Origin of the sequence: Microbacterium sp. Cr-K32, from assembly GCF_000708345.1 — a bacterium.
Classification (GTDB): Bacteria; Actinomycetota; Actinomycetes; order Actinomycetales; family Microbacteriaceae; genus Microbacterium; species Microbacterium maritypicum_A.
Map to the genome: position 1 here is coordinate 229,467 of NZ_JARD01000029.1, position 18,025 is coordinate 247,491.

Below are 18,025 nucleotides of genomic sequence, written 5' to 3' on the forward strand. Positions count from 1 at the left end.
TGGAACTACAGATTACCCGTCGGTGCCGCTGTTCCCATCGCCGGGGTCGGTGGCCGCCGTGATCGTCACCGAGAGCGGCGGAGACGCGGCGGAGGTGCGCTGGTCGCCGCCGGAGCACATGCCCTGGTAGCTGACGATGAGCTGCTGTCCTGCGGCGTCGGCGATCTTCACCTGCGTGTTGCGCTGCGTCGGCTGGAAGTTCGGGCCGCCCGAGACGAAGGTGCCGTTCTGGACCGACACGACGTAGCCGGAGAGAGTGGTTCCGCTGGGGCAGGTGAATCCGGTGCCCCAGGAGATGGTCACCGTCGAGCCGGCGACAGGGTTGCCCGTGATGGTCGGGGCGTCGGTCGGGGTCGGCAGACCGGCACGAGCGGTGTAGACCGTGAGGGTCATCGCCTGGGTGGTCTCCACGTTGCCGGTGGGAGCCACGCGGTAGACCTTTCCGACCTCTTCATCGCTGGGTGCCGGGTCTCCGTCGACACAGGTGATCTCGCTGTTGAAGCCGGCGCCCTTGAGCGTGGAGGTGGCCGCGCCGCAGTCCATGCCGTTCAGGTTCAGGGCGGTCACATCCACTCGCGTCACCTCCGGCGTCGGGGTGTTCGGCGGTGGAGTCGTCTGCGTCTGGGTCGGCTTGCTGCTCGGCGACCCCGTGGGGTCGGCGTCGCCGCCCTGGTTCGCGAGCATCGCCCACACCGTGCCGCCGAGCACGATCACCAGCAGCGCGATCAGAGCGATCAGCGGCCAGGTCCAGGGGCTGCGCTTCTTCTTCTTCTCCTCTTCCACGGCTTCCTCCGTGGGAAGCTGAGCGGTGGTGGGAAGGATGCGCGTGGTGCCGTCGTCGCCGGAGGCATTCAGGAGTCGGGTCGCGTCGTCGCCGCCGGCGATACCACCGGTCGCGATCGCCGGCACAGCGATGGCCGCGGAGTTCAGATCGCCCCGGCGAAGGGCCTGGGCCGCTCGTGCCACCGTCGCCGACGACGAGGGACGATCGCTGGGCTTCTTGGCGATCATCGCCATGACCAGGTTCTGCACCGGGATCGGGACGGTCGGAGGCAGGGGCGGCGGCTGCTCGTTGATCTGCGCCATCGCGATGGCCACCTGCGACTCGCCCGTGAAAGGACGCTTGCCCGCCAGGCACTCGTACGCGACGATGCCGAGCGAGTAGGTGTCGGTCGCTGGCGATGCCGGGTGACCTGACGCCTGCTCGGGCGAGAGGTACTGCACCGTGCCCATGACCTGGCCGGTCGCGGTGAGAGGCACCTGGTCGGCGATGCGGGCGATGCCGAAGTCGGTGATCTTGACCCGGCCGTCGGGCGTGATCAGCAGGTTTCCCGGCTTGATGTCGCGGTGCACGAGACCGGCCGCGTGGGCTGCCTGCAGCGCGGAAGCCGTCTGGGCGACGATGTCGAGAGTCTTGTCGGCGCTCAGCGCACCATCGCGCTCGAGCACGGTCGAGAGTGCCTCGCCCGGCACCAGTTCCATGACGAGGTAGGCGCTGCCGTTCTCCTCGCCGTAGTCGAACACGCTGGCGATGCCCTCATGGTTGACGAGAGCAGCGTGCCGCGCCTCGGCACGGAAACGCTCGAGGAACCCGGGGTCCCCCATGTACTCGTCCTTGAGGATCTTGATGGCGACGGTACGTCCGATGACGTGATCCGTCGCCTCCCATACCTCGCCCATGCCACCGATCGCGATACGCGACTGCAGCTCGTAACGACCACCGAACGACACACCCTGCGTCGGCCTCATCTGCCCAGCACCGCCTCTATGACCTTCTTCGCAATCGGAGCCGCGATGGTGTCGCCGCTCCCTGATTGTCCCTGTCCGCCGCCGTCTTCGACGACGACCGCTACTGCGACCGCGGGGTCGTTCGCCGGCGCGAAGCCGGTGAACCACAACGTGTGCGGCCTGTTTCCGTTCTCTGCGGTGCCCGTCTTACCGGCCACGTCGATCCCGTCTATTCTTGCACCCTGGGCCGCGCCCGTTGCGACGCTCGCGACCATCGCCGCGGTCACGTTGTTCGCCACATCGGCCTCCATCGCACGTCCGAACTCACTGTCCTGGAAAGCCTTGATGACCGAGAGGTCGTTGCCGATGACGGCGTCGACCATCCGCGGGTTCATCACGATGCCGTCGTTCGCCAATCCGGACGAGACCATGGCCATCTGCAGCGGGGTCGCCGTGACCTTTCCCTGACCGAATCCGGTCAGCGCGGTCTGGGCGTCGTCGAGGCCGCGCGGGTAGCTCGACGGCGTCGACGTGAGCGGCGTGTCGAACGACTGGTTGAAGCCCAGCTTGTCCGCCATCTCGCGGATGGTGTCGTCACCGAGCTCGACGGCCAGCTCGGCCATCGGGATGTTGCAGCTCAGACGGATCGCCTCGGCGATCGTGACGGTCTCACCCGGACCGCACGTGCCCCCCCAGGCGTTGGAGACGCGGTTGCTCGAACCGGGAAGGGTATACGCGATCGGGTTGGGCAGCGTGGAATCCGGAGTCCATTTGCCGGTCGCATAGGCGGCAGCCGCGACCACGACCTTGAACGTCGAGCCGGGAGGGTTCAGGTCACCGGCGATCGCCCGGTTGGACAACGGCTTGTTCGCGTCGGCGACCAGCTGATCGTAGGTCGCGTTCGCAGCGTTCGCATCATGCGTCGCCATCAGGTTGGTGTCGAAGCCGGGAGTCGAGACCATCGCGAGGATGCGTCCGGTTTTCGGGTCCATGGCCACGACCGCGCCCTTGAGGTCGCCGAGGGCTTCGTAGGCAGCCCGCTGCGCCGCGGTGTTCAGAGAGAGCTCGACGCTGTATCCGCGCTGCGGCTGGCCGGAGAGGATGCGCTCGACCTCGCCGAGGAACGCGTTCGACCCCGTGCCGGAGAGCTCGGCGTTCATGGCCTTCTCGATGCCGGTGCTCGAGCCCAAGGCGGGGTTGAAGTAACCGGTGACCGGTTCCCACAGCGCCGCATCCGTGTAGACGCGCTGGAACTGGTACCGGTCGTCGCTCGGCACCGAGTTGGCGATCGCGACCCCGTCGACGATGATCGATCCGCGTTGGATCTCGTAGCTGTCGAGGCGCGTGCGCTTGTTGTTGCTGTTCTGGGCCAGCGCATCCGCCTCGACGACCTGGATCCAGCTGGTCGCGGCGAACAGTGCGATGAACATGAACAGCATGATGATGCTGAGGCGACGGAGTTCCTTGGTCATGTCAGCCGATCACCACCCGGGGCTGACGGCGCACACCGTCGGAGATGCGCAGCAACAGCGCCACGATGAGCCAGTTGGCCACGAGGGAGGAGCCACCCGCGGCGAGGAAAGGAGTGGTCAGACCCGTCAGCGGGATGAGGCGGGTCACGCCGCCGACCATGATGAACACCTGCAGAGCGATCGTGAACGAGAGTCCGGTGGCGAGCAGCTTTCCGAAATCGTCCTGACCCGCGAGGCCGATGCGCATGCCGCGGCTGACGAACACCATGTAGAGGCAGAGGATCGCGAACAGCCCGATCAGGCCGAGCTCTTCGCCGAGGCTGGTGATGATGTAGTCGCTGTGGGCCAGCGGGGTGACCTCGGGACGGCCCTGACCCCACCCGGTGCCCATGAGTCCGCCGCGTGCGAGGCCGAAGAGTCCCTGCATGGGCTGGTAGCCGGCGCCGTCGGGATCGACCTGGTCGGCGTCGAAGAGGAAGAGCCAGTTGATGAAGCGTCCCTGCACATAACTGAGGATCTGCGTCGCGAGTGCCACGCCGGCGACCACGAGGGCCAGGCCGATGAGCACCCAGCTGGTCTTCCCCGTCGCGACGTAGAGCATCGCGACGAACATCCCGAAGATCAGGGTTCCGGTTCCGAGGTCGCGCTGGAACACGATGATCCCCAGCGAGATGAGCCAGACGACGAGCACAGGTCCGAGCTCGCGCATACGGGGCCAGGTGATGCCCAGCACCCGCTTGCCGACCGACGTCAGACTCTCGCGGGTGCGCACCAGATAGCCGGCGAAGAAGATCGCCAGGCAGATCTTGGCGAGCTCGCCCGGCTGGAAGGCGAAGGCACCGCCGAGCGACACCCAGACCGCCGCATTCGCATCGGGGATGCGCAGCCCGGGGACGAACGGCAGCAGCAGGAGCAGGATTCCGGCGAGGCCGAAGATGTAGGTGTAGCGGAACAGCACGCGGTAGTTGCGCAACAGGATGACGACCGCGATCGCACCTGCGAGCGAGATCGCGGTCCACGCGAGCTGCTTGGTCGAGTAGGCGTTCCAGCCGGTGTTCTCGAAGGCGATGTCGATCCGATAGATCATCGCGATGCCGAGGCCGGTGAGGAGGGTCGCGATGGGCACGACGAACGGGTCGGCGTCGGACGCGACGAAGCGGAGCACGATATGCAGGGCGAATGCGAGGGCGGCGAGACCGCCGCCGATCGCCAGGATCATCGGGTCGATCACGCCCAGTGCGCCCAGCTGCACGAGCGTGAGGGCGGCTCCGCTGATCGCGCAGGCGAACAGCAGCAGCCAGAATTCGCGATTGCGCTGGTTCTGCGGCATCCGGATGCGCTTGAGCGCCTTGATGACGCTGGTGTCGGCGGCGACGTCGGTGCTCATCCCTCACCCCCGGCCGGCGTGTCGACAGGTGTCGGCATGGGGGTGGGCAGCGGGGTCTCGATCGTGTTCGCGTCGGCCCCGGCGCGGAGCCGGTCGACGATCGCCATCGCATCGGACAGAGATCGTGCGGTGATCGTGCGCTCGACCGAGGCGCGCTGATACGGCGGCAGATTCGCGAGGAGGATGTCGGTGTCTTCGACCGGAGTCGACAACGTGATCGGACCGATGTTCTGCTGCACGCCTTGGAAGATCACGACGCTGTCCTCGTCGGCGCCGATGAAGTAGCGCGTCTGGGTCCAGCTGTAGGCGGCGAAGGCGGCGACGCCGAGCATCACGATCACCACGAGGGCACCGGCGATCCAGCCGAGACGACGGCGCTTGGCGCGACGGCGATCCTCCTCGATCAGCTCCTCGAGGTACTCGGGAGCCGGCTCGAAGTGGCTCGGCTCGTTCGCGGCCTGGCGCACCGGGTGCAGCCAGTTGCCGCGCGGAGGTCGGACCGGAGGCACGTAGACGCCGTCGGGGTTCGATGCCGAGCCGACGATCGTGGGCGTGCCCGAGTGGATCGGATGCTGCCCGCCAACGTCGACGAGGACGATCGTGACGTTGTCGGGCGCGCCGCCGTCGAGAGCCTGCTTGAGGAGGTTGTCGGCAGTGCGGCCGGGCGCGAGGCCGAGCTGCATGGCCTTGAGGATGTGCGGTTCGTCGACCACGCCCGAGAGGCCGTCGGAGCAGAGCAGCCACCGGTCGCCTGGTTGCGTGTGCATCACGAACATGTCGAGCTCGGGATCGGAGTCCATGTCGCTGAGCACGCGCATGAGCACGGAACGGCGGGGGTGGTAGCGCGCCTCCTCCGGCGTGATGCGGCCCGAATCGACCAGACGCTGCACGAAGGTGTGGTCGGCGGTGATCTGCGTCAGTGCGTCGTCGCGGTACAGGTAGATGCGCGAGTCGCCGATGTGGCCGATGACCGCGTATTCATCGACCATGATGATCGCGCTGACCGTGGTGCCGAGGCCGGCGAGTTCGGGGCGGTCCTTCGCGGCGCGGATCAGGTCGCCCGCTGCGGTGGTCGCGGCGGCCTGCAGCGAGGCCTGCGCGTCTTCGGTCGACGCATAGGGCTGGTCGAGGGGCTCCAGACGCTGGATCGCGATGCTGGAGGCGACGTCTCCGCCGGCGTGCCCGCCCATGCCGTCGGCGACGACGAAGAGATTCGCCCCGGAGTATCCGGAATCCTGGTTGTTGGAGCGGACCTTCCCGGTGTGGGAGATCGCGACGCTCGAGCCTTCGAAGACCATGCCGGCGTCAGGCTCGCAGCTCGAAGGTCGTGGCGCCCACCTTGATCGGGGTGCCGAGCGAGAGGGCGACGGGCGAGCCGGAGACGCGCTGGCCCGCGACGAAGGTGCCGTTGGTGGAGTCGAGATCCTGGATCGCCCAGCTGTCGCCGCGCAGCATCAGGCGCGCGTGGTGACTGGACGTGTAGTCGTCGCGGATCACGAGAGCGGACTCGCTGGAGCGGCCGATCGTGAGGGAGTCGGCGCTGAGCGGCAGCTCGAGGCCCGCTTTGGGGCCGGAGGTGATCACGAGCCGCTTGGCGGTCGCGACCGTGGCCGGACCGGTGGAAGGGCGAGCGGATGCCGGTTTCGCCACCGGTGCTGCGGGGGTTGCGACCGGCGCGGCGGCCGACCCTGCCGCCGCCTCTGCGGGGAGCTTGCGCACTCGCACGCCGAACAGGTCGGCACGCAACGAATACACGACCCCGAACACGAAGAACCACATCAGGATGAGGAACCCGATGCGGAGCAGAAGGAGGATCAGTTCACTCACCCGAGGGCTCCGAACGCTCGGGTGGCGTCGTCGCCGCGGGGTGCAGGACGTGAGGGTGACGCGACCGGCACGATGCGGAACACCAGATCGGTGCGTCCGATCGTGATGGTGGTGTCGCTCGGGAGCGCGGCTTCGCGCAGCTTCTGGCCGTTGACCTTCGTGCCGTTGGTGGAGCCGAGGTCGCGCATCATGGCGCGCTCGCCATCCCACAGGATCTCGGCGTGCTTCCGACTCGAACCGGCGTCGGCGATCGTGATGTCGGCATCCGAGCCGCGGCCGATCACCGTGCGGGCGCGGGAGATCGAGTGACGACGACCGTCGACGTCGACCACGGCCTGCCAGGACACACGACCTTCGACCGTTCCCGAGCTCACACGCACCGTGCCGGTGGCGACCTTCTCATCGGCCTCGAGAGTGATGGAGAGCGGTCCGGAGAAGCTGTATCCCTGGGACTTGGCGTGCGCGGTGAGAAGAGCGTGCAGCTCGTCCGTGAGGGCGCCACCGAGCCCGCGCATCCGTTCGGCGTCGTCGGCGCTGAGGCGCACGACGAAGCTGTTGGGGGCGATGATGCGGTCGCGGCTGACGACCGCAGCCTTCGTGTCGGCTTCGCGCCGCAGCGCCGAAGCGATCTCCACTGGCTGGATGCCGCTGCGGAAGGTCTTGGCGAACGCGCTGTTAACTGCGCGTTCGAGACCCTTCTCAAAGCTGTCAAGTAGTCCCACTGGGCTCCTCTGGCATGCCGACTGGTAGACACATCGTAGCCAGGTGTCCTGGGGGAACGCCGCCGATGACCCTCCAGGCATGTGCAACGAGGCCGAAAACGCATGATATCTTTGGGAAGTTGAGTTCTTCGGAACGAGACACACGCGCGAGTGGCGGAATGGTAGACGCGCTGGCTTCAGGTGCCAGTGTCCGTAAGGACGTGGGGGTTCAAGTCCCCCCTCGCGCACAGTAGGTGCGTATCGGAAGTTGATCCGATCCGAGTGTGAGAATGGCCCGGTTCCGTTGAGGAGCCGGGCCTTCTTCTTTTGGATCAGGTCCGTGGACGCCGCGCCCACGGGGCCGGCGCCGGAGGTGCGGTCAGCCTCCTCACGGCACCGGCAGATACCGGTTCAGGTGCGCGAACGGCGGCTGGGACGAGAGGTGCGACACCGCCGCGGATCCGACCGCACAGGCGGCTGCGAGCGCGTCGGCCGGTGAATGTCCGGCGCGAAGCGCGAGCACGAGCGCCGCGCAGAACGCATCTCCCGCGCCGACGGTGTTCACGGCCTCCGTGGGGACGCCGTCGGCCCGTGCGATCTCCTTGCCCCGGCGATACAGTGCCGCGCCGGCTGCTCCGTAAGTGACGGCGACGAGCTCGGCTTCGGCGAGCTCGGGCATGAGCTCGCGTTCGGTCTCGTTCACGATGAACAGGTCAACGCGACGCAGCAGGGCCTCGGGCAACGGCTGGGCGGGGGCGGCGTTGACCGCGACGAAACCGGTGGCGATGGCGGCCACCTCCTCGACGACGGCGAGTGCGATCTCCAACTGCATGAGCACCGCCTCGTCTTCTCGGAAGGTCACCCCGTCGAGGGCCACGTGGTCGTTTGCTCCCGGGCAGACCGCGATCTGGTTCTCGGCGTCGGAATCCACCACGATCAGGGCCGTTCCGGTGGGTGCGTCCACGGTCCGCAGATCGGCGACGTCCACTCTGGCCCGGATCATCTCCTCTCGCGTCCAGGTCCCGTCGGCGTCATCGCCGACGGCGCCGATCATGCGCACCCGTCCCCCGAGCTTCGCGGCGGCGACGGCCTGATTCGCGCCCTTCCCGCCCAGATCGCGGGAGAGTCGTCCTCCCGCCACGGTCTCACCTGCGGTGGGGAGGCGATCGACGAACGCGGTGACGTCGACGTTCGCACTGCCGACGACGACGAGAGACGGAAGAGCGGGAGTGACCATGGCGGCAGCTTTCGGATCGAGGAGGCGGTATCGGGGAACGTCGGCATCGTGGTCGACTTGACGTTCCCGTGAGAAAGTGTAAACGTTTACGCACGCACATCTGCAAAGGAGCACCATGACCATTCCCGTCCTTCTCGACTGCGATCCGGGTCACGACGACGTCTTCGCGATCTGGCTCGCAGCCGGAAACGACGCCATCGACCTGCGTGGGGTGACCACTGTCGGCGGCAACGGCTACCTCGAGCACACGACCCGGAACGCGCGGATCGCCCTCACCGTTGCCGGTGTCGAGAACGTGCCGGTCGCCGCAGGTGCCGACAAGCCGCTCACCCGTGAGTTGACGCCCGGGGCATGGATCCATGGGGAGAACGCCCTGGGTGGGCCCGCCCTCCCGGAGCCCACGGTGCCGCTGGACCCCCGTCACGCGGTCGAGTTCCTCGCCGACACTCTCGCCGCCTCACCGGAGCCGATCACGCTGATCCCGACCGGCCCCCTCACCAACATCGCGCTCCTGCTGCAGCAGCACCCGGAGGTCGCGCCCCAGATCAAGGAGATCATCTGGATGGGCGGCTCGACCGGCCGCGGCAACGTCGGCGCGTACCCGGAGTTCAACGCCTGGGCCGACCCGGAAGCCGCAGCGGTCGTGTTCGCCTCCGGGCTGCCGCTGACGATGGTCGGGCTCAACATCTCCCATCAGGCGCTGATCACCGAAGAGGTGATCCGGCGGATCGGTGCGGTCGGCAACGAGACAGCGGCCTTCGGCGTGGAGCTGCTGCGCTTCTTCTGCAGCACCTACGAGAAGGCGGAGGGAATGCCCGAAGGCCCTCTGCACGATCCCATCACCGTGGCGATCGCGATCGACCGCGCCGTCGCATCGATCCAGCGCTGCCACGTCGACATCGAGACCTCGGGTGAGTTCACGGCGGGCGCGACCTGCGTCGATCTGCACGACATGCTGGGCAAGGAGCCGAACACCGACGTCGCGATCACCCTCGACGTGCCGAAGTTCTGGAACCTGGTGACGGATGCTGTCGCGGCACTGGCCTGACGTTCAGCGCGGCGCGACGAGCGTCGTCGACTCGGCCACACGCAGACTCGGCGCGAGGCGGCTGAGCACGTACGGGGCCTCGGGATCGTCCATTCGACGCACCAGCGCCTCGGTCGCCTCCCGGGCGAGCTCGTCGAACGGCTGCACCACGGTCGTCAACCGCGGTTCGCATACGTCGGCGAGCATCGTGCCGTCGAAGCCGGTGACCTGCACATCGGAGGGCACGCTCTTTCCGGCGCGTTTCAGCGCCGCGATGGCCCCGGCTGCGACGAGGTCGTCGCCGGCGATGATCGCATCGGGAAGCGGGCCGCGCGCCAGCAGCTCCTCCGCAGCCCTCTCGCCGAAGGCGAGCAGGTACTCGCCGAAGATGTTCTGTTCGCGGGGCATCGATCGGCTGCGCACCGTGGCCTCGAACGCCGCTCGTCGTTCACGGCCTACGGAGGTGACGTCGTTGCCCGAGACGAGCACCACACGGTGTGCGCCCCGGGCGGTGACGTGCTCGACGGCGAGATCGATGCCGGCGTCGTTGTCGACACCCACGAAGTCGGCAGGAAGATCGAGCACGCGACGGTCGAGCTGCACGAGCGGAACCCTTCGCGCGGTGTCAGCGACGGCGTCGAACGAGAGCTCGGCGTCGGAGGGGACCACGAAGATGCCCTCGACGCGACGCTCGACCAACATGCGGAGGCGGTCGCGTTCGCGGTCGACCTCGCCATGGGAGTCCGCGATCACGAGGTCGAAGCCGCGGCGCTGCAGATGGTCCTCGAGGCGGTGGATGAGTTCACCGTAGAAGGGGTTGCTGATGACCGGGACCACGACCCCGATGGTGGCGCCGGTGCCGGCGCGCAGGCCGCGGCCGATGAGGTTCACCCGATAGCCGAGTCGCTCGGCCACCTCGGCCACATGCTCCGCGGTGCGACCGGACACCCGGTCCTTGCCGTTGAGGGCTCGCGAGACGGTCGCGATGGACACACCGGCGGCGGCTGCCACCTCGTGCAGCGTGACGGACGCCTTCTTCACCACGACTTCCCACCCTGACCGGTGCCGCCGTCGACACCATCAGTCCAAGATAGGGCGTGCGTAAAGGATTACGCACGCGAACAGCCAACGATTCGACACGAAGAAGTGAGCAATGACCAATCAAGTAGATGCGGTTCGCACCCGGACCAGCGTGGTGTCGCTGATGATCGCCCTCCTCGCCGCGTGCCTGGCCTTCCAGCTCAACGCCAGCATGCTGAGCCCCGCGCTGGTGACGATGGAGCGCGAGCTCGATGCGACGTCGACCGAGATCGCCGCGACGCAGACCGTCTTCTTCACGGCCGCCGCGCTGTTCACCCTGTTCCTCCCCCGCCTGGGTGACCTGATCGGGCGCCGACGCGTCCTGGTCGGAATGCTCGTGGTGATGGCGATCGGCTGCGTCGTCGCGGCGCTGGCCACCAACGTCCCGATGCTCTTCATCGGTCGCCTCATCCAAGGCGTGTCGGGGCCGGTCGTGCCGCTCTGCCTCATCATGCTGCGGGCGGCCGTCAAGGATCCGAAGGCGTACGGGACCCTCCTCGGTGTCGTCACTGCGGTCAACGGAGGGATCGCCGGTGGAGACGCTCTGCTCGGCGGATACCTGGCGACGAACCACGGCTTCGCCTCCATCTTCTGGACGATGGCGGGTGTGGCGATCATCGCTGCGCTCACCGTGCGATTCCTCGCCCCGGAGACGATGGCCGACGACCGCCCGCGTATGGACTGGTGGGGATCACTGCTGCTGGTCATCTCGGTGGGGTCGATGCTCGTCGCTCTCAACGAACTGGGCGCGCTCGCCGAGGCGAACCTGGTGCTCGTGATCGTTCTCGCGGTCGTCGCCGTCGTGGCGTTCACCTCTTTCTGGAAGCTCGAGGGCAGGATCGACGATCCGCTCGTCTCGACGGCCCAGCTCAGGCAACGAGCCACCTGGGCGCTCAGCGCCACCTCGCTGCTCACCCTGTCGGGGATCTTCGCGATCATGAACGGAGTGGTCCCCGCCCTCGCGCAGGACACGGCGATGAACCTCGCGATGAGTGCCGAGGAGGTCTCATTGTGGATCCTGATGCCCTACGCGCTCGCCGGCCTCCTGATGGGACCGCTCAGCGGCAGGCTCGCCGCCACCGTCGGGTACCGCACGATGCTGCGCATCGGGCTGGGCGGCACCGTCGCGGTGCTCGCGCTCATGGTCGCCAATGTCGAGACCTCATCCCGGTTCGTCCTGCTCCTCCTCTCCATCGCGGTCGGCGTCACCTATGCGGGGATCGGCAACATCATGCTCAACGGCCTGGGCGTCGTGCTGTCGCCGAAGGACCGCCCTGGCTCGCTTCCCGGCCTGAACACGGGCGCCATCAACCTCGGGGCGGGACTGAGCTTCGTCGTCATCTACGCGGCGCAGACCTCGTTCGCCTCCGGAGCAGGCGATGCGACGGCGGGATACGTCGCGGCACTGATCACCGGGGCGGTGGTGCTCGTCGGCGCCCTCGTCTTCTCGATGTTCATCCCCAAGCCCGTGACCGCCGAGCTGTCGCGCTAGTCCTCGTCACAAAGGGCCCCTCGCCCGCCCCGGGCGGGGGTCCTCGTCATCGAACACTCGGGAAACATCCGTCCGTAGTACGACGCCGCCGCTACCTTCGGCCGATGCTTCCCCGTGCCGTCCCGGCGACGATGGAAGTCCACCCTCCCCAGAGAAGACGTTCTGTGACCGCACGCACCCCAGACCCCCGTTTCGCTCTCGCTTTGGCCGCCGTCGGGCTCAGCACCTCGGCGCTCGCGCTCGCCGCGTGCGCTTCGGCTGCCTCCTCCGCGTCCCCCTCCACCGCCCCCGCCACGGGAGAAGATGCGCCAGCCCACCACGGCGGAGACAAATCGAAGGCTGCTGGTTAGTCTGGCCGGTATGACGGACGAGCCGAAGCCCTCGACGAAGGCCCGTCCTCGTACTCTGATCCGAGATCAGGTGTACGCGCGGTTGGCTCAGGAGATCGTGACCGGACGCCTGGCTCCGCTCGAGGAGATCCGCGATCAGGACCTGCAGGCCGAATACGGCGTCTCCCGCACACCGATCAGGGAGGCCCTCATCCGGCTCGCCGACGTGGGCCTGGTCGAGATGAGCTCGAACCGCTTCACGCGGGTGGCCCCCATCGATCTGCGGGCACAGGCGGATCGCGCCGAGGCCGCTGGCGCGCTGATCGCCTACGCAGCCGCGAAGGTGGTGCCCGCCCTCACCGACGCCCAGCTCGACTCCCTCGATGCCCGCGTGCAGGCGATCCTGGACTCCGACCTCACTCGCGGAGGGATGCCGGACGGGCTGCGGCTCTGGTTCGCCCTGTGGGTCGAGGTGATCGAACTCGCCGACAACGCGATCGTGACCGAGATCCTCGATCGCAACCTCGTGCTGCACCTGAGCCGCTCGGTACAGGATCGCCCTCTCCCCGAATGGCTCGGACAGCAGCAGCGCGTACTCGTGGAGCCGCTGCGGGTGGCGTTTCGAGCGCGAGACGGCGCGGCCGCACGGGGTGCCGTCTTCGAGCTCTTCCGCGTCACCACGGTCGAGCCACTGCGGGCGGCGCTGACCGGCGAATGGCGGCATCCCGGTGAGTAGCCCGGAGTCGGAAAGGCGCGCGGGTGCTCCCTCGTTCCTGTCGGTCGAGATCCTCGACCTCGTCGATCGGAAGGATCTGGACGCGCCGAGACCTGTGGCCACACGGCTGGAGTCGGTCGTCGAGGCACTGACCCGCAAGATGGAGACCGGCGAGCTGCCCCCGGGAGCCGCGTTGACGGTCTCGACGCTCGCGAAGGAGCTCGACGTCGCCACGAACACCGTGCGCGAGGCGATATCGATCCTGACGGTGCAGCATCTGGTCGAGGCTCGTGCGCACAAGTCGTCGGTGGTGGCGACCCCCACACGCGCGTGGCTCGCGGCCGTCGTCGCGGAATGCTCCGGGCTGTCGACTCTGGCCGCGACCCTGGGCATCGCGCGCGCGACCCCGAGCGAGCGCCGGGCGTTCCGGGTGGCCGCCGAGCAGGCGATCACGGCATGGCGGGCGCAATCCGTCGATCACCGGGTCGCGTCCGGCTTGACCTGGAACCTCTTCCAGATGCTGGCGTCCTACTCGCGAAATCAGTACCTCGAAGCGATGCACGCCGCCAAGCGTCCCGCCCTCGTGCTCGGGTTCACGCACCTCGGGCGCGAGCGCAACGCCGCGATGGTGACGGGCGCGGTCGCGGATCTTCTCGAAGCGGTCGACGACGGGGCCGCGCACGAAGGGGCGGAGATCGTCGGCGACCTCTACGTCTACGTGCTCGATGACCTCATCCTGAACTGACCGCGCACCGATATTTCACTGGGCCGGTCGGAGAGTGGATACCGTTCAGAAGTCGCCTTCTGAGGGCGACCGCACAGCATCCCTGGCTTCCCCGCCGTCACGGTGATCGTCCCCAAGATCACCATCGAGGGGTGCTGCGCCTCGTTCGTTGGCCGCCGTTCCCCACGGCGGCCGGCGGACGTCCATCCGGTGATGAAGAGTGTGAGCCGACCGCTGCCGGATCGTGAGGAGAGCGCGGCCGGCGACCGGGACAGCCGTCAGCCCAGCGGCCCCTCGAGAACGGTGAGCACGTCAACCTCCTCGAACCCGACCGACCTGTTGAGGGCGAGCATCGGCTCGTTCGTCAGCGCCGTGTACGTCTGCAGGAAACGCGAGCCGGCACTCTCCGGAACGCTCAGGAGTCGGCGGAGGTTGACGACCTTCAGCGCACGCCCGATGCCGCGACCTCGAACCCGCTCCTCGACGAAGGTGTCGTCCTGAAGGGCGATCGTCGGATCGGGCCGAGAGAGCAGGATCTCGGTGTAGCCGACGGAGTGCCCGTCGATGCGAGCGACGCTCCGCACCAGGGCATACCCCTGTTCGGACATGCGCTCCTCGTTCCGGCGGACGGCCGCGACATCGACGGGCGCGGCAGTGCGTGTGAGGTCGCCCATCGGCACGTCGTCCGACATGTGCGCGCGCAGCCGAGCCCAGTCGTCGAGAAGCTCCTCCGGACAGGCGTCCACCCACGAGATGACCTCGACGTTCGACGGCGGGCCGGGGAGGCTGTCGAGGATGCCCTGCGGCAGCGGGAGATCGACCACCTGCCGGCTCTCGCGGACGCCGATCCGCATGCCCTCGGAACGTGCGAACGAGACACCGGCATCGGAGTACGTCTCGGTGCGCATCACCGTGGCGGTGCCGCGCAGGGTGTCCCGCACGGCGTGGAGCAGCGCACGGGCGACTCCGCGTCGACGGAACGCATCGAGAACGGCGATCTCGACGTCTGCCGGCTCGCCAGGGTGCGCGTGCGCCTCGGCCGCGCCGACCGGCACTCCGTCGATCTCCGCGAGCAGCAGCACCGAGCGGCGGATGGGATGGGGGTTCTGGAACTGCAGGCGCGTGGCCTCGTCGCTGCGGGACCACGCCTTCTGACGGCCGAAGGCGCACCCGTCGCGGAGGATGCCGTTCCACCGCAGCAAGAGGGTGACGTTCTGCGGATCGACGGGTTCGACGCGGATGCTCATCGCGGTCACGACGCTTTCGGGGGTTCGACGACGGGCGGGTGCATGACCAGGGTGCCATGCCAGGGAGCCGTTCATCCCTTTTCGCGCTGTCGCGGAGCCTCTGAGAGGGTGGAGACAGGACCTGCCCTGAACGATGACGAGCGGTGAGCGATGAGTGGACCTGAATCCCCGATGGTCGCGGTCGAGGGCGCATCGACGCGGTGGTCACCATGGTGGCTGGCCTCCGGAGTGCTCTTCATCGTCTCGGCGCTGCTGACCGCGTTCCGCAGTCTCCCCGGGTCGCTCGAGGGGAATGCTCTCGTCGGCATCTCGACGGCGGCGACCGTCGCCTTCAGCCTCGCGCTCGCCGCCGCCGGGGTCGGAGCTGCACGTCGTGACGGCACCCTGCGGCTGCCGAGGTCCGCGGTCATCTCCCTCTTTCTCCTGGCGGTCTGGCTGCCGGTCGGTGCCCCGTCGCTGGCGGCATCGTTCGACATCACGTCGGCTGCACCGATCTACGTGAACGCCCTCGTGGAGTTGGGGCTCAGCGGAACGATCGTGGCAGGTGTCCTCCGCAGTCCGCTCGCGAAGCCCTGGAACGTGGTCCCCGCGGGCGCGCTCGCCACGGTGATCCTGGGGTCGTTGACCGAGGTCGCCGTGATGTCCGGCAGCGTGACCGATCAGAATACGATGATCCTCGTCTCCCACGTGCTGACGCTGACACGAATCCTCGCCACCGGAGCGATGGGAGCCGTGGCCATCCAGGCCGCGCGCTCGCGGAGGCGATCGGTGGTCGTGTTCGGGGATTGACCCTCGTTCTGCGCATGTCGGTCGCCCCACTCCCGCCGGGCGACCGACGCTCCCGTCAGGCGGCCGACACGTATCCGTTCGACGAGTCGTCCTCGACGAGGACGTACGCGAGCAGGCCGTCCGTCTGCGGTCGTGTCCGCCGCCACACTCGCTCGTGTCCACCGGCGGCGTAGTCGAGCACGATCCATTCGGGAGCGTGCGGATCGCGCCGTCCGACCACGTATGACGTGCTACCGAGGCCGACGGATCCGAGCTGGGCGACGAACTGATCGTCGTCGAGGGAGGCGGGCGGTGTACGGCAGAGCTCGGTCGAGCGGATGTGCATGGTCTGCGCGGCCTGCGCGGCTCGCCGTCTCATGCGAGTTCACCGGCTCGGACGCCCAGCTCGCTGGTGTCGCGGAGACCGTGCGTGTCGAGGTAGGCGCGGATGGTGTCGTGGACGATGCGGATCTGCGCCTCGTTCCCCATGGCGGCCTGCATCGTCCCCATCGTGGGTGCCGGCTTGCCGTTCACGCGGTCGAGCGCCTCCCAGACGATGTCCTCGCGGGAGCCGCGGCCCATCGAATGCGGCATCGAACTGAACACCGGGTTCGGTTTCCAACCGGTTCGGGTCTCCTCCATCAGTGATTCCTCTCCTGTGTCTCCTGGCGCCGTCGAACGCGGGTGCATCCGTTCTTGCGCGTGGGCGCGCCGAACACCCCCTGGGGCCAGAGACCCCCGACGGACGGCGCGCTGTCCTGCGGCCAGGAGCCTTCCCGCAGAGCTGTCGGATGCCGACGGAGGGAAGGACGATCTGGCCGTCCGGTTCCCTACGACAGTAACACTTATTTTTAGTCATTCAAAATAAGGAGGTGGTCCGAATGGGCCGGAAGCGCCGAGAAGGCCCGATCCACGGGGGACCGGACCTTCTCGCGGGGTGGGTGTCAGGCGCGCGGAGCGTCGTTCCAGGACCAGATGTCGTCGCCGCGCAGCACGGCGTCGGCGCCGCCGTCGCAGTAGATGGTCTGACCTGCCATATGGGTGTTGGCCGGGCTGGTCAGCCACACCAGCAGCGCGGCGATCGACGATGCGGGCTGGTGGTAGTTGAGGGGCATCGGCACGGCGGCGTCGACCTGCGCCAGGCCCTCAGGGCTCGACAGCAATCCGGCGGTCATGGCCGTGGTGACCGTGCCGGGCGCGACGGCGTTGAGGGGGATCCCCGCTCCGGCCCAGGCGTCGGAGACCGACGCGCGTCGCACCCAGCGCGAGAGGGCGCGCTTGCTCGAGGAGTAGTTGAGGAACCCTCCCTCAGCCGTGGCGGCGAGCTGGTCGCCGATCTCGAGGGCGAGGGGCTCGTCGCCGCTCAGTGCCGCGTCGACGAGCTCGGCCGAGACGGGCTGCAGCGATGCCATCGACGACACCACGGCGGCGCGCGGCTGGTCCGCCAGGCTCAGGTTCGGCAGCAGCGCGGTGAGGAACTCGGTCACACCGAAGTAGTTGATCGCCATGGTCTTGGCGATCGGCGCCGCGATCCCCGCGCACGCGATGATCGCGTCGATGCCTCCGTCGGCGGTGGCGAGCACGGCGTCCGCGGCGGCAGCGCGGCCTTCGGGAGTCGAGAGGTCGCCTGTGACCTCCACGCCGGCGAGGTCGACACCGATCACGGTGTGTCCGTGTGTGCGAAGCAGCTCGGCGGTCGCGGCGCCGATGCCGGATGCGGCGCCGGTGACGACATAGGTGCGGGTCATGATTCCTCCTGGGGTGATGAGACGGCATCGGACGGCGACCGCGATACGGTCGCCTGCGTCGCCCCTGGCAGGGCGGCGACGAAACGGCTGAGGTGAGCCTGGAACTGGGCGATCTCCTGTGTCGACCAGCCGGCGAGGGCGCCGCCGACCATCTGCTGCCCGGCGGCGACGAGTCGTCCGTAGGCTTCGCGGCCCGCGTCCGTCAGGCGCACATCGACCGTGCGGCCGGAGCGGACCCGGTCGAAGAAGCCCTGCGCCGACATTCGCGAGACCAGCTTCGACGTCGTCGGGCGCGACAACGCGGCTCGATCTGCCAGCTGACTGAACCCCAGGGAGCCGCCGCTCATGCCGACCAGGTACAGGCTGCGCACCTCTGCGGCATCGAGGGATCTGTCGACGCTTTCGGCGACCTCTACCTGCAGCTCGCTCTGCGTCCACTCCGCGACGACGCCGACCAGCGCCTCACGGATGTCTTCGATCCTGCCTTCGATCGCCACAGGTTCATCATATCAGCTCAGTTGCGTGAGGCAACTGTGAAGGGAG

Annotated in this window: 18 protein-coding genes and 1 tRNA gene; 6 read left to right on the forward strand and 13 right to left on the reverse strand. The window is 68.1% G+C overall.

The genetic code is table 11. From position 1 onward, the window contains the following. Nucleotides 1-12: 12 nt before the first annotated feature. From GZ64_RS0118390 to GZ64_RS0118415, 6 genes are read right to left on the reverse strand one after another with little or no spacing between them, the layout of a single operon-like run. Nucleotides 13-1,749, reverse strand: coding sequence for a protein kinase domain-containing protein (locus tag GZ64_RS0118390; RefSeq protein ID WP_036331819.1), 1,737 nt, complete (start codon nt 1,747-1,749; stop codon nt 13-15). Continuing rightward, entirely contained in the window at nt 1,746-3,200 is a 1,455-nt protein-coding gene (locus tag GZ64_RS0118395; RefSeq protein WP_029268158.1) for a peptidoglycan D,D-transpeptidase FtsI family protein, read from the reverse strand. The genes GZ64_RS0118390 and GZ64_RS0118395 overlap by 4 nt, the downstream gene beginning before the upstream one ends. A 1-nt stretch (nt 3,201) precedes the next feature. Continuing rightward, nucleotides 3,202-4,587 (reverse strand): FtsW/RodA/SpoVE family cell cycle protein, encoded by a 1,386-nt coding sequence (locus tag GZ64_RS0118400; RefSeq protein ID WP_021201358.1) that lies wholly within the window; start codon nt 4,585-4,587, stop codon nt 3,202-3,204. Further along, nucleotides 4,584-5,885, reverse strand: coding sequence for a PP2C family protein-serine/threonine phosphatase (locus GZ64_RS0118405; protein ID WP_021201357.1), 1,302 nt, complete (start codon nt 5,883-5,885; stop codon nt 4,584-4,586). The genes GZ64_RS0118400 and GZ64_RS0118405 overlap by 4 nt, the downstream gene beginning before the upstream one ends. Nucleotides 5,886-5,892: 7 nt before the next feature. Next, nucleotides 5,893-6,414, reverse strand: coding sequence for an FHA domain-containing protein FhaB/FipA (locus GZ64_RS0118410; RefSeq protein WP_029268160.1), 522 nt, complete (start codon nt 6,412-6,414; stop codon nt 5,893-5,895). Further along, complete coding sequence (locus tag GZ64_RS0118415) at nt 6,411-7,136, reverse strand: FhaA domain-containing protein (RefSeq protein WP_029259482.1); 726 nt, start codon at nt 7,134-7,136, stop codon at nt 6,411-6,413. The genes GZ64_RS0118410 and GZ64_RS0118415 overlap by 4 nt, the downstream gene beginning before the upstream one ends. A 144-nt stretch (nt 7,137-7,280) precedes the next feature. Here GZ64_RS0118415 and GZ64_RS0118420 point away from each other — a divergent pair. Next, a tRNA-Leu gene (locus tag GZ64_RS0118420) sits at nt 7,281-7,363 on the forward strand. A gap of 140 nt (nt 7,364-7,503) precedes the next feature. On the opposite strand, the gene GZ64_RS0118425 is transcribed toward GZ64_RS0118420, so the two are convergent. Then, complete coding sequence (locus GZ64_RS0118425; RefSeq protein ID WP_029268162.1) at nt 7,504-8,352, reverse strand: ribokinase; 849 nt, start codon at nt 8,350-8,352, stop codon at nt 7,504-7,506. 115 nt (nt 8,353-8,467) lie between these two features. Here GZ64_RS0118425 and GZ64_RS0118430 point away from each other — a divergent pair, with 115 nt between their 5' ends. Continuing rightward, on the forward strand, nt 8,468-9,400 hold the full coding sequence (locus GZ64_RS0118430) for a nucleoside hydrolase (RefSeq protein ID WP_029268164.1): 933 nt from the start codon (nt 8,468-8,470) through the stop codon (nt 9,398-9,400). Nucleotides 9,401-9,403: 3 nt separating this feature from the next. On the opposite strand, the gene GZ64_RS0118435 is transcribed toward GZ64_RS0118430, so the two are convergent. Continuing rightward, nucleotides 9,404-10,420, reverse strand: a complete 1,017-nt coding sequence (locus tag GZ64_RS0118435; RefSeq protein WP_029259485.1) for a LacI family DNA-binding transcriptional regulator — start codon at nt 10,418-10,420, stop codon at nt 9,404-9,406. Between the two features lie 112 nt (nt 10,421-10,532). Between GZ64_RS0118435 and uriT the strand changes: the two genes are divergently transcribed. The 3 genes from uriT (at nt 10,533) to GZ64_RS19570 (ending at nt 13,740) form a co-directional block, all read left to right on the forward strand. After that, nucleotides 10,533-11,951 (forward strand): uridine transporter UriT, encoded by a 1,419-nt coding sequence (gene uriT, locus GZ64_RS0118440; protein ID WP_029259486.1) that lies wholly within the window; start codon nt 10,533-10,535, stop codon nt 11,949-11,951. Between the two features lie 360 nt (nt 11,952-12,311). After that, on the forward strand, nt 12,312-13,016 hold the full coding sequence (locus tag GZ64_RS19565) for a GntR family transcriptional regulator (RefSeq protein ID WP_051668240.1): 705 nt from the start codon (nt 12,312-12,314) through the stop codon (nt 13,014-13,016). After that, nucleotides 13,009-13,740: a GntR family transcriptional regulator gene (locus tag GZ64_RS19570; protein WP_136025425.1), complete on the forward strand. Its 732-nt coding sequence runs from the start codon at nt 13,009-13,011 to the stop codon at nt 13,738-13,740. The genes GZ64_RS19565 and GZ64_RS19570 overlap by 8 nt, the downstream gene beginning before the upstream one ends. Nucleotides 13,741-13,997: 257 nt before the next feature. On the opposite strand, the gene GZ64_RS0118455 is transcribed toward GZ64_RS19570, so the two are convergent. Next, entirely contained in the window at nt 13,998-14,966 is a 969-nt protein-coding gene (locus GZ64_RS0118455) for a GNAT family N-acetyltransferase (RefSeq protein WP_029268168.1), read from the reverse strand. A 150-nt stretch (nt 14,967-15,116) separates the two neighbouring features. Between GZ64_RS0118455 and GZ64_RS0118460 the strand changes: the two genes are divergently transcribed. Further along, a complete protein-coding gene (locus GZ64_RS0118460; protein WP_136025426.1) occupies nt 15,117-15,755 on the forward strand; it encodes a hypothetical protein in 639 nt (212 codons plus the stop codon). A gap of 55 nt (nt 15,756-15,810) precedes the next feature. Here GZ64_RS0118460 and GZ64_RS0118465 read toward each other — a convergent pair whose 3' ends face one another. The 4 genes from GZ64_RS0118465 to GZ64_RS0118480 form a co-directional block, all read right to left on the reverse strand. Then, entirely contained in the window at nt 15,811-16,113 is a 303-nt protein-coding gene (locus GZ64_RS0118465) for a hypothetical protein (RefSeq protein WP_029268172.1), read from the reverse strand. Beyond that, on the reverse strand, nt 16,110-16,376 hold the full coding sequence (locus GZ64_RS0118470) for a hypothetical protein (RefSeq protein ID WP_029268174.1): 267 nt from the start codon (nt 16,374-16,376) through the stop codon (nt 16,110-16,112). The genes GZ64_RS0118465 and GZ64_RS0118470 overlap by 4 nt, the downstream gene beginning before the upstream one ends. 302 nt (nt 16,377-16,678) lie before the next feature. Next, nucleotides 16,679-17,482 carry an SDR family oxidoreductase gene (locus tag GZ64_RS0118475; RefSeq protein WP_029268176.1) on the reverse strand — a complete coding sequence of 268 codons (804 nt, stop codon included), beginning with the start codon at nt 17,480-17,482 and terminating at the stop codon, nt 16,679-16,681. Then, nucleotides 17,479-17,979 carry a MarR family winged helix-turn-helix transcriptional regulator gene (locus GZ64_RS0118480; protein ID WP_021201335.1) on the reverse strand — a complete coding sequence of 167 codons (501 nt, stop codon included), beginning with the start codon at nt 17,977-17,979 and terminating at the stop codon, nt 17,479-17,481. Before GZ64_RS0118480 ends, GZ64_RS0118475 begins: the two co-directional genes overlap by 4 nt. Nucleotides 17,980-18,025: the final 46 nt, after the last annotated feature.